The 11,821-nt window shown below is 44.8% G+C and carries 8 protein-coding genes and 1 riboswitch; of the genes, 5 read left to right on the plus strand and 3 right to left on the minus strand.

Features of this window, described 5'->3' with window-relative positions; all coding sequences use genetic code 11:
* Positions 1-6: 6 nt before the first annotated feature.
* Positions 7-963: a pyrimidine-specific ribonucleoside hydrolase RihA gene (gene rihA / locus Q4Q57_RS06500; RefSeq protein WP_226058184.1), complete on the minus strand. Its 957-nt coding sequence runs from the start codon at positions 961-963 to the stop codon at positions 7-9.
* A 234-nt stretch (positions 964-1,197) separates the two neighbouring features.
* On the opposite strand from rihA, the gene Q4Q57_RS06505 reads away from it, so the two are divergent.
* The 3 genes from Q4Q57_RS06505 to Q4Q57_RS06515 all read left to right on the plus strand — a co-directional run bounded on the left by Q4Q57_RS06505 (position 1,198) and on the right by Q4Q57_RS06515 (position 5,964).
* Positions 1,198-2,640 (plus strand): hypothetical protein, encoded by a 1,443-nt coding sequence (locus Q4Q57_RS06505; RefSeq protein ID WP_311890203.1) that lies wholly within the window; start codon positions 1,198-1,200, stop codon positions 2,638-2,640.
* Positions 2,641-2,855: 215 nt separating this feature from the next.
* On the plus strand, positions 2,856-3,524 hold the full coding sequence (locus tag Q4Q57_RS06510) for a hypothetical protein (protein ID WP_311890204.1): 669 nt from the start codon (positions 2,856-2,858) through the stop codon (positions 3,522-3,524).
* 136 nt (positions 3,525-3,660) lie between these two features.
* Positions 3,661-3,894: riboswitch (cobalamin riboswitch) on the plus strand.
* A gap of 108 nt (positions 3,895-4,002) precedes the next feature.
* Positions 4,003-5,964 (plus strand): TonB-dependent receptor, encoded by a 1,962-nt coding sequence (locus Q4Q57_RS06515; protein WP_311890205.1) that lies wholly within the window; start codon positions 4,003-4,005, stop codon positions 5,962-5,964.
* A 59-nt stretch (positions 5,965-6,023) separates the two neighbouring features.
* On the opposite strand, the gene Q4Q57_RS06520 is transcribed toward Q4Q57_RS06515, so the two are convergent.
* Positions 6,024-7,238: a hypothetical protein gene (locus tag Q4Q57_RS06520; RefSeq protein WP_311890206.1), complete on the minus strand. Its 1,215-nt coding sequence runs from the start codon at positions 7,236-7,238 to the stop codon at positions 6,024-6,026.
* Between the two features lie 678 nt (positions 7,239-7,916).
* On the opposite strand from Q4Q57_RS06520, the gene Q4Q57_RS06525 reads away from it, so the two are divergent.
* Positions 7,917-8,645 carry an HDOD domain-containing protein gene (locus Q4Q57_RS06525; RefSeq protein WP_063883536.1) on the plus strand — a complete coding sequence of 243 codons (729 nt, stop codon included), beginning with the start codon at positions 7,917-7,919 and terminating at the stop codon, positions 8,643-8,645.
* Between the two features lie 101 nt (positions 8,646-8,746).
* Here the strand turns inward: Q4Q57_RS06525 and Q4Q57_RS06530 are convergent, their stop codons facing one another.
* Positions 8,747-9,652 carry a LysR substrate-binding domain-containing protein gene (locus Q4Q57_RS06530; RefSeq protein ID WP_311890207.1) on the minus strand — a complete coding sequence of 302 codons (906 nt, stop codon included), beginning with the start codon at positions 9,650-9,652 and terminating at the stop codon, positions 8,747-8,749.
* A gap of 200 nt (positions 9,653-9,852) precedes the next feature.
* Here Q4Q57_RS06530 and metE point away from each other — a divergent pair.
* Positions 9,853-11,821, plus strand: a 1,969-nt coding sequence (gene metE / locus Q4Q57_RS06535; RefSeq protein WP_311890208.1) for a 5-methyltetrahydropteroyltriglutamate--homocysteine S-methyltransferase, incomplete at its 3' end; no start/stop codon positions are given.

Raw genomic sequence — 11,821 nt, forward strand, 5'->3', positions numbered from 1 at the left:
TTATTTTCATCTGCGATTGAGATAAGTTGGATCATAGACACGTAAACTGTCTACCAGTAAATCGACAAAACCGAGTCTGTCGAGCCCAAACAGCACAGTCGCATTGGCGGGTTTGCCAGTGAGTTGATAGCGATCAACCACTGTCATGCCTAAGGTCAGCTCGCTTTGGGTTTCAATCCCGACCCAACAATCTTGTGCTTCAAACAGTTCAGGTTTGAGCAACCAAGCGATAGTGCAGGGGTCGTGCAGAGGTGCACCAATAAAGCCCCATTTAGGATCTCTGTGGTAAATCATAAAGAAATCCAATAACTCGGCGACGCACTGAGCAATTGGATTTGGGATGGCGCGAATCCGTTCTATGTCTGCATCCATGATTTGCGCTTGATGAGTCACATCGAGCCCGCACATAGTGATGGGAATGCCTGACTTAAAGACAATATCGGCGGCTTCGGGATCGACAAAAATATTAAACTCGGCGGCAGGCGTCCAATTGCCGACACCGGCTGCGCCGCCCATTAGCACAATACGCTCGATTTTAGGGTGTAGCTCGCTGTGACTCGCCAGTAAAAGGGCGATGTTAGTCAGCGGCCCAGTAGGCACTAAAGTCACTGGCTGAGTGCTTTGGCGGATTTGCTGCGCCATCAGTTCAACGGCTGTTATGGCTTGTGGACTGAAGCTCGGTTCGGGTAATGCTGGGCCATCGAGGCCAGTCTCGCCGTGAACATTGTCGGCGATAATCAGTTCACGTGTTAGCGGTTTAGTGGCACCGCCTGCGACTGGGATATCACCTCGGTTTAACAGGGTTAAGATCCGCAGGGCGTTGTTGAGGGTTTTATCTGGGGTTTGATTGCCAGCGCTAGTCGTGACGGCAAGGGGAACGAGGTCTGGGTGAGCTAAGGCTAAGATCAGCGCGATAGCATCGTCATGGCCGGGATCGCAATCAAGAATGATGTGACGAGTCATACTGTTACTCCTTTAAACAGCGGTACTGGATGCTTAGAATAGCATGCCATAAGTTAGGCGCTAGCCTGTGGAGGGCACTTGCAGAGTAAACTGTGAGCATTTTCGTCTTTTTATCAACAAGCTGCTAGAATTCTGCCCATTTTTGACATTAGGCGATGTTAGGTTATTTCATCTTCGCTCTGTCTGCTGCACAACATTGAATGACATCTCCAAGCAAATACAAGGAAATAAGTAATGCTCACTCATCGAATCACTTGGCCTAAGGCTTTACTCGCGGGCATGGTTGCCATGCAGATCTCTGGCTGTAGCGAGCCTCAACCTATGGCCATAGTGGAAAGTAATAACGAGTCATTGCTGCAGTTTGATAACGGTAAACTCATCCAATTTAAGGAAAAACCGAGTCCGCAGTATCGTCATATTCCCTGTGATTTACCCGCAGTAAATACCGTTGTAACAAATGATATGGCAGTGGCTGCTATCACCCCCAATGGTGATGTGGTCACTTGGGGTAATAGTTTTAGTGGAGGCGATAGTCGTGAAGTTGCTGCGGAGCTTAAACACGTCAAACAAGTCGTGCCTATAAAGGAAGGTTTTGCCGCACTACGTGAAGATGGCACTGTGGTGTACTGGGGACGTGCAGGGAAACTGAGCCTCGACAAAGCCCTGCAAAGTCGAATGACAAACATCACTAAACTCTATGCTAATCGTGAGGCGGTAGCCGCACTCGATGCTAGTGGAAAAGTGCACACTTGGGGTTATGGGCCCGAAGGCGGCAATAGCCAACATGTGCAGGATAAACTGTTTGATGTCGTGGATATTTTTGCTGAAGGACGAAGTTTTACTGCTCTTAAAAAAGACGGAAGCACTGTGATTTGGGGGCAAGTTGAACGGTCAACCAATATGAAAAAGCTGCTGCCACAGTTAATGGATGTTGTGAGTGTTGAATATACCCAAGGAACTTATGCAGCTCTAAAAAAGGATGGCAGCGTCGTAACTTGGGGGCAGAGTAGTGATGTTTATTCTATTCGCAGTGCGCTACTGGATGTCGCGAGTATTACGTCAAATAGCTGTGCTTTTGCAATCTTAAGTCCAACGGGTGAGGCGCACTTTTGGGGCAATGAAACGAACTGTGGTATCGATTGGCTCAAACAAACGGATATTAAAGGCGTGAACAGTATTGTCAGTGTTGGCACGGGATTTTTGTTGCTGCGTGACAATGCCGTACCGCAAATCCTTGTCGATGATAGTGACTACGCCTATCTATATGGTTTTCACTATGCCCAAGACATTCTCAATCGGTATTGGCAGGAGGGAAGCAAAATCACCATAGGTTCAGCATCATTTGTATTCACCCGTCCTGACGGCAAAGTCGTGCCAGTAGGCTATAGGGCTAACCTAGAAAATGTCGAGAAGCTCATAGAACGCATCCCGCGATTAACTTGGTTAGCGAGAGCGGGTGAGGGTTATGTCGGGATCAGTGAAAAGGGGGAATGGGTCTCTTGGTCGATGAATAACGAGATGTTCGCCAAATCTCCGCTACCGCCTGCCGATTCGTTGGTGATTAAGCCGCTGGATTTTACCCCTGTTATCCAATGCGAAACGCCAGAGCAACGGCAGGCGATTCTGAGTCAGGAAAGGCCTAAACCTGAAGTCAAAATGTGGTTGTTTAGCGAATAGCACTAACCTTTTTTACCATCACGGCGCAGATAAACGGAGTATTTCTCTGTTATTCAAGCCGTGACAGTGATTATTTCTTTCAAAGTGGCAGTTAATCTAAGCTTTTGACTGTTTTCAATCTGGGTTCTTCGCTAGAATGCTGGGTGTTTTCTGTTCAATTTCATGATGTCGTATTAATTAGTATTAGTTATAAGTGCGATACAAGGATGATAAGTATGAAATTAGCATTGTGTTCACCTATTGGATTATTTCAAGGTGCCAGTGTGTTGTTACTCTGCAGCTTAATTGGCTCAGAGCCTGTTCAAGCCACATTAGATATGCCCCGGAGCGAAAGCGGCGTTGCTCATACCCATGTATTGCCCGTATTTGGTCAGCAATTAGGGTTCAATCTGCCTGCGGGCTGGAAGCAGGCTTATCATGAGGAGCAAGCAGGCATGTTTATGGCAGAGTTTGTGCCAGAGCAGGAAGCATTAACCCAGTGGAGTGCACTATTTTGCGTGCAGGGCTTTAAGGATATGGCCGAGAGTATTAGCCCTGAGCGTTTTTTAGATGCGATGGCCCAGACCTATAAATCGACCTGTGACGGCGAAGTGGTGTACCAGAAGCTCGGCGAGACTGAAGTTGATGGACACGAGGGATTTAAGGCTATTTTAGGCTGTACAGCCATGCCCAATATCCACAATGCCACGCAAGTGAATCCCAAAGCCTATGCTTCGATTCCTCAAGGGGAAATTGGCTACTATACGGTTGTTAGTGGCAATAAAGATTTGTATCTACTGCATAAGTCGATGCGAGGTGCCGTTTTTTCTGCCGATAAACCACCACTGCAGGCAGATAATAGCCAAGATTTTATCTCCACTTTAGTCCCATTCTCCTTGAAGTAGGCTGTAGACGCTCGCTTGAGTTTGATGGACTTTCATCCGTATAGACGTCTATAATGCGCGCGCTCAGGCTCTATAATGTGCTGAGCCTTAAGGGAGTATCGCTGTTTTATTGATGGCTGTGCCCTATGAATCAAATTTTTAGTCAACCTTCTGAGGTGCTTGCGTGCGAAAGCCGCGAGATAATCGGGAAGCCAGTGAAATTCTGGCACTGCCCCCGCAACGGTAAAAGGTGAGAGAAGACCGCGTTTGATTGGTGTGTTCAAGACAGAACCCGATAGTCAGAATGTTAAAGGTCAGTCTAGCGTTAATTCTATTTTTACGGATTAACATAGCCTAAGTCCGGAGACCGGCCCTAAAGGTGTTTTTGAGATTTCGGTGGGCAGATCTCAAAATGCGATAGTCACTGTCAGTATCTTTTACTGAATGAACAGTATCGTGGCGCTAATGCCCCGTTTTCCTTGCAGGAGTTAAAGGTAAAATGGGAACAAATCCAACAAAAATCGCGCTGCTGATCGGTAGCCTTTGCAGTTTTTCCGTTATCGCGCCCGTTATGGCGGCTGACGCTAGCAGCACAGCGAAAGTCGACGAGCATCTTGTCGTGATCGGCCGCTCTGACAATACCCCGTTAAATATTGCCGCGAATGTGAATGTGATTGACGCTGCGGCGATTGAAATGAGCGGTGCCACTAGTGTGACTGAAGTTTTACGCGGTCAAAGTGGTATTCAAATTTCAGATAATAACATCGGTACTAGTTTTGCGATGCGTGGCTTTAGCGCCAGCACTGCTGTGAATAACACGCTGATTTTACTTGATGGTCGTCGCCTCAATAATATCGATATCGCTGCCCCTAGTCTTAATGCCATTCCGCTTAATCAAGTCGAGCGCATCGAAATTTTATCGGGTAGTGCGGGTGTGCTTTATGGTGACCAAGCCGTGGGCGGGGTGATTAATATTGTCACTAAATCTCCTGAAAATACTGGCGGCAGCGTGCAGTTATCCGGCGGCAGCTTTGATACCTATGAAGGTCGTGGTGATGTCTCTGGCGCGATCAACAAAGATTGGCGTTACTTTTTCACTGGTAGCTATAACCAAGGTGACAACTATCGCAAACATAATGCTAACGAAACCGGCTCTATTCTTGGCCGCATTCAATATAAAACGGCCACAGACTCGTTCTTCGTTGAAACCAGCTATTACGATGATGACCGTGAAAATCCTGGCTCGCTTACAAAAGATCAATTTAAAGACAACCCACGTGACTCTGGGAACGATAAGCAATATTCTCACGAGATGACCACTGCGGCGCGCACGGGTTATCAGCATCAGCTTAATCAAAATTGGGCTTTAGCAGCGGATTTAGATTATAGCGATACCTTAGTGTCTTCTTTTAATTGGGGGGCGAACAGCCATAACACGCGCTCACTGTTGATGTTTAGTCCTAAAGCGTTAGCGAACTACAGTACCCGTCAAGGTGAGCTAAACCTAGTCACAGGTTTAGACATCAGCCGTGGTAAGGCTGATTTTGACACTATGGCGCGCAGTAATGTGCAGCAAACACAAAGTGCTTACTTACAAGCCACTGTTCCATTAAGCCATACCCTAAGTTATGTTGTGGGTGGGCGATATGCGCGGGTGACCGACGAGTTAGTCGATCGCAAAGTTTATCCTAATGGTATCGATTTAGATGAAGATGCGACAGCATTTGAGTTTGGCCTAAACTACCGTCCTAGTACGGAGCACAGATTCTATCTGCGTGGCGATGAAAACTTCCGTTTTGCCAAAGTGGATGAGCAAGCTTATACCCCTAAAGATGTGTTTGGCTTAAAGCCGCAGACGGGCCGCTCCTACGAAGCGGGTTGGGATTGGACTCTTGCGAGCCAAACTCTACGAGTGAGCCTATACCGTCTCGATTTGGAAGATGAAATCGTGTTTGATCCTAGCGCGGAGACACCTCCAAATGGAGATTTCCAAGGCGCTAACGTCAATGCCGACGCTTCTCGTCGTTATGGCGCCAGTGCCGATTGGGATTGGCAGGTGACTAAAGCGCTGCAGCTCGGGCTAGAGTATAACTATATCGATGCTGAATTTACTGACGGTAACAATGATGGCAAGGAGCTGTCTTGGGTGGCAAAACACACAGGACGCGGTTATGTCAGCATGGATTTTGCTGAGCATTTCCAAGTATTTGCCGAAGCAATTTATACTGGTAACCGCTTTATCGAAGGCGATAACGGTAACGAAGGCGATAAGTTATCTAGTTACGTGCTTGGTAATTTAGCCTTGAACTACAATCGTGATGCTTGGCTTGCCAGTCTGCGTATCGATAACCTATTCGATAAAGACTATGTTAGCGCAGGTTATTACGGTGGCCTTTGGGGTGATAGTTATTACTCTGGTCGAGGCCGTGATATTCGTTTAACCCTTGGTTATCGTTTTTAATATCTGATTATATAAGCTATTTTGCAGCCTTTAAATGAATATAAAGGCTGCTTTTGCTATTATCTATTCTTAAATTGTTTATCTTGTTCTTCTTTATTTAGCGGTTTAATACCAAGATAATATTCATAGCTATTTTTATCATTATTATCGGCAGACATCTCATTTTTATTATTAACTTCTTTCGATGTATTGTCTTCTTTTTTTGCATACATAGTTAATTTAGGCTTAGTCTGTTTAGACTTGGTCTCCTCTGCAGCTGACTTATTCGCTATACTTTTAATCTCTTCATTGTCAGTAGCGGGTTTGTCTTCTATCTTGCCAAATTTATAGTTAAAAATAGCATTGGTTTCTACTGTTTCAATGGTTGATTTTTTCATGGTTTTGTATGATGCGACAATACCATGCTTACCTAAGGTAACTTCGGGATAAATTTTCTTACCTGTACCAACCTTTGCACCATCGACATACCAGTCTGCATCAACGTTGCTCGTTAGGGTAATCACTGTGGACTTAAGGCCCAGTTTTTCATTGAGTAATGATTCTATTTTGTTGTTATATGACGGCTTAAACGTCATGTTAACTCTATAATGCAGTTCTCCATTCATATTCATACTAGCATCAATAACCTTGTATGATAGTAGTACACTTTTATCGCTAAGGAATGGATTTGAATTAATCGTATTTTTAACTGTATACTTTTCGGTATCTTTTAAACAATCATTTATAGATTGAAATTTAGAACAAGTCATAGAGCTTTCTAGGTCAATTGACTTAACACTATCAGCACTGGATAACTCAGCAACAATACGATTAACTATTTCTTTTTTTAATGCAAAAAGTTGTGCGCTTCTTTGAGTTCGTTGACTATTAACAATTTCGTACTGTTTTAATATATCTTGATAGTTTTCTTTGTTTTTAACTTCGTCTTCGACCGATTTCTTTTCAAGTGAATCAATGTTCTTTACTAAGGTTTCGATTTCTTTGAAGTAATTACTCGGGTCACTTTCTGTTAAAATGGCATTGGGTAATGCCAATATTGCCTTGTTATAATGCTCTTTCTCGTTTTTGATGTTTGTTAATAGTGATTCATAATCATATTCACTTTTCTTATGATTAGATAAGCGGTCATTAATAGATATTAACAAGTTATCAATATCAAACTTTTGTTCGATTTGGTTTACTGATTGGTTTTCAGTTGCAGTTATCAACTCTAAGGCGTACGAGTTACTTGCACACAAGCACAACAAAGCAATGGTAAATTTACTGTATCTCACGTTTCTCTCCGATATTTTATCTGAAACAGTCAAAACAGCTTACTATTTCAGTGCTTTGAGCAAAAAACTCTACGTTTGGGCCATGATACTTAAGTTGATTTTTCTTTTCAAATGGATTGTTTGTTTGCCAATTCCAAATAAAGACATTTCCACTTTGATATCAGTTTGAGGCTCAATTGTATCCTTTGATTGAGTCATCTTATATTGGCAAGATTCTCATGACCATGATACTAAATGATGCTCATTACAGAACAATTGTTGCTGAAAACTGTGGCACTAGAGTGATGAGTAGTAATGAGCTAAAAGTCGACTATGTAGCGGGAATGCTATGCTTCAACACTGATGTTGAATTGGTCATTGTAAGTGAGAGGCATATTGCAATGAAATGCGAATGGGTGTCGCTTACCCTCGTTGTAGAAATAGAGATAAATTATTAGACGGACAGGCTCGTGACGACTTGAAGAATGGAAATGTTAAAATTGTTTTAAAACATGGGATTATATCTCCACCTCCAGCACCTTATTTGCTTCACCATTTGATGTTACATATAAGGTAGTCATTTTTTATTCTTTTCGTTAGGCTATTGTGCGACTTAGTACTGAAATTCTTTAAATTTTGGGTATGATGTGAAGAGTAACCGAATCATCTTATTGTTAATAAACAGGTGCAAAGTGTCTTATGACTGATCTTGAGCAACAGGTTTTTACTCAAGTTAGAGCTATTATAGCGAATGAAGAGCAAGTGATTGGCCGCCGAGGGATTTTAATTCCACTCAAAAAAGCGATCCTTGCTGAAGGCGACATTCGTAACGTGATCGACATCATCTCGAGTGACCCCGCATTGGCGGCGCACATGCTAATGCGCAGCAATTCCGCACAGGCATCAGGGGTGATTAACCCTAAGACTCGCTCCTTGAAAGAAGCTTTAGTCCGCTTAGGTCAAGTGAATATCTATCGCTATGCCTTTACGTTTTATCTGCAAGAGCGTCTCGATGAGCTGCCACAGCCCTATAAAAAGTTGGTCCAAGGTTATTGGAAGTTGACTGAAGATATTGCAACGGATGCGGTGGACAGTTTAGCGGATATGGAAGGCGTCGAGGTTGATGCTGATGAAGTGCAAACCTTGGCCCTGTTCAGTGTGTTCGGCCAAATTATCGCGCTCACGGCCTTTGCGTATTTAAATGCTAATGCCGAACAATCATTCCCTTTAAGCGTGATTAAGTCATTGATTGATAATCAACAGCAGACATTGACGATAGAATCATTCGAAGCGTTAGATCTCGATCAGGATTTGCGTCAAGAGTTTATGATTGCCCATAATTTGCGTCAGACCCGTAATTCGAATTCCCCTGGTTTAATCCTGCGCCGCGTATTGTCTATGCGTGGTCTATTGATGAATCCGCTGTAATATTTAGATGCGACAAATAACGGTTTGAACGAATAAAATAACTATTTAATTCAATAAAAAAAGCCTGCATTCGCAGGCTTCTTTATTAGATTTCACCCGCATTAATTAGTCTTCTGCTGGCGAGATAAACCTTCACTCGCCACCAGTTGTAACCAATTTTGGATCAATGTTGAGTTACCACTATGGCGGCGATAGGCGCCAAATAGAGGCCGTTTTAAGCCTTCTTGTCCTAGCTTTACCGTAGTAAGGCTTAAGCCGTGACCTTCATTTATCGACCAGTTCGGCAGGGCAGCGATACCATCTTTGCAGGCGATACGTTGCAATAACATCATGGTCAAATCACAGGTTTTTTGCTCACCCGCTTCTATGCCCGCAGGTTCTAAAAAGTGGCGATAAATGTCTAAACGCGTCAGCGGTACGGGATAGCTAATTATCGGTAAACGCGCTAATTGCTTAGGGCTGACATAGGGCTCTTTCGCTAGCGGATGATCTTTAGCAACCACTAACTTTACTTCAAAATCAAACAAATGCTGATAAGCAAGTGAATGCCCAGGCACAGGATCTGAGGTCAGCACTATATCCAGTTCGCCCATTTCTAGGGCATTGAGCGAGTCAAACAAGTGACGGCTCGACAAGTCTAACTCGGCTTGGGGATGTTCTTGTCTAAATTGCTCCATCACAGGCATTAACCAGCGAAAACAGCTGTGACACTCAATGCCGACACGTAACTGATTGGTTTCGGTTTCAAGGCCATTCTTAAGATCTGTCTCGGTTTCTAGCACCTTAGGCAAAATTTCTTCCGCGAGATGAAGCAGACGCGCACCTTCTTGGGTGAATGACAGCGGCTTACTTTTACGCACAAAAATAGGCGAGTTAATCCTTTGCTCCAACTCCTTTATTTGGTGGGAGAGGGCGGATTGAGTGACAAAACGTTTTTTGGCTGCGCCCGCCAAACTGCCACTTTCCTTCAGGGCCATTAAGGTTCGCAGATGTCTTAGTTCGATCATGTTCACTCCAGGTGAAATTCGCTCATGTTGTGCTTGAAATCAATTCGGTTGCTGGAATAGAGACTAACACAATAAACTTCTAGACGTCCAGACGCCCATTGTTATTTATCAAGGCGGAAATACTGAAAAGTGCCAAGAGAACACAATCTGGTGGGTGCAAGTGCCGAATTTGGCTTATCTCAAATAAAGGAAGATAGGGTATGCAATTAAATAGTCTTGGGTTTCCCCGTATCGGGCGTCGACGTGAATTGAAATTTGCTTTAGAAAAATACTGGCGTGGTGAGAGTACTCAAGCCGAATTATGTGAAGTAGCGAGTGAACTGCGCCGTACCCATTGGCAGTGGCAAACCGCAGCGGGCATCGAGCAAGTACCCGTGGGGGATTTTGCCTTTTACGATCAAGTATTAACCCTGAGTGCGACCTTGAATGCCATCCCTGATCGCCACCGCGGCGAAGGCGCTATCGATCTCGATACCTTATTCCGTGTTGCCCGCGGCAGAGCGCCGACAGGCCAAGATGCGCCAGCCTCTGAAATGACCAAGTATTTCAATACTAATTATCATTATTTGGTGCCAGAGCTGACGCAAAACCAAGAGTTTTCGATTGCTTACGAGCAGTTTTTTGATGAAGTCAGCGAAGCGCAAGCGCTAGGCTATAAAGCCAAACCTGTTCTACTCGGTCCAGTCAGTTACTTATACCTTGCTAAAACCGTCGGCCAAGAGTTCGATAAGTTAAGTTTATTACCGAATTTATTAACGGCTTATGCTGATATTCTGGCGCGTTTCGCCGCCCAAGGTGTGGAATGGGTACAGTTAGATGAGCCTGTGCTGGCATTAGAATTAGACCTGCATTGGCAAGCGGCGATGACTAAGACTTATCAAGCATTAAGCACTGCTAACGTTAAGGTTCTCTTAGCGAGTTATTATGGCGGTATTGCGCATCATCAAGCCCTCGTATCTGCCTTGCCTGTTGCTGGTTTGCACTTGGATTTAGTTACGGCGCCAGAACAACTGGTTGTGTTTGCAAATGCGTTGCGCAGTGAGCAAATTTTGTCGGTGGGCGTGGTTAATGGCCGTAACGTGTGGGCGGCAGAAATCGATTTGATTGCCGAGCGTATTGGCGCAGTGGCGCGTGATTTAGGCGATCGTCTGTGGATTGGCACATCATGTTCATTGCTGCACAGCCCAGTCGATTTAGATGTTGAAGTCAAACTATTACCTGTGCTGCGTAAACAGTTAGCCTTTGCTAAGCAGAAACTGTTGGAATTGAGCAAAATTCGCCAATTATTGTTGGCGCCTAATTCGGATGAAGCACAAAAAATCAGTGCTTTTTGTATCGCTCGTCGTCAAGCCAAAGCACAGGCTGCGGATAAGCAAGTGATTGAGCGTGTTGCGGCATTAACCACTGCGGATTACGAGCGTGTCAGTGATTTCAGCGTACGCCAAAGCGTGCAGCAGCAAAAATACCGTTTACCCCTGTTACCCACTACGACCATAGGTTCGTTCCCGCAAACACCCGCTATTCGAGGATTACGCAGCCGCTGGCGTAAGGGCGAGATAAGTGATGCTCAGTATACTGAGCAGTTACAGCAAGTGACCCGCGATACTATCGAACGCCAACTAAAACTGGGTATCGACGTACTCGTGCACGGTGAAGCCGAACGTAACGACATGGTGGAATACTTTGGCGAGCAGTTAGCTGGCGTTGGTTTTAGTAAAAATGGCTGGGTACAAAGTTATGGCTCACGTTGTGTTAAGCCACCCTTGATTTACGGCGATGTGAGTCGTCCAAAAGCTATGACAGTCGAGTGGGCTGAGTTTGCCCAGAGTCTTACCGACAAGCCCGTAAAAGGCATGTTGACGGGGCCTGTGACAATTCTGCATTGGTCATTCGCCCGTGAAGATATCAGCCGCGATGCGATTGCGACACAACTGGCGCTGGCGATTCGTGATGAAGTGGTCGATTTACAAAATGCGGGGATTGGCATTATTCAAATCGATGAGCCCGCCTTTCGTGAAGGTTTGCCATTGAAGCAAAGTGAGTGGCAAACCTATTTAGATTGGGCGGTGAATGCCTTTAAACTCAGCGCTGCTGGCGTGACTGATGAGACTCAAATCCACACTCACATGTGTTACAGCGAGTTTAACGACACGATTGCCGCGATTGCTG

The organism is Shewanella sp. SP2S2-6, assembly GCF_031931965.1.
GTDB lineage: Bacteria > Pseudomonadota > Gammaproteobacteria > Enterobacterales > Shewanellaceae > Shewanella > Shewanella baltica.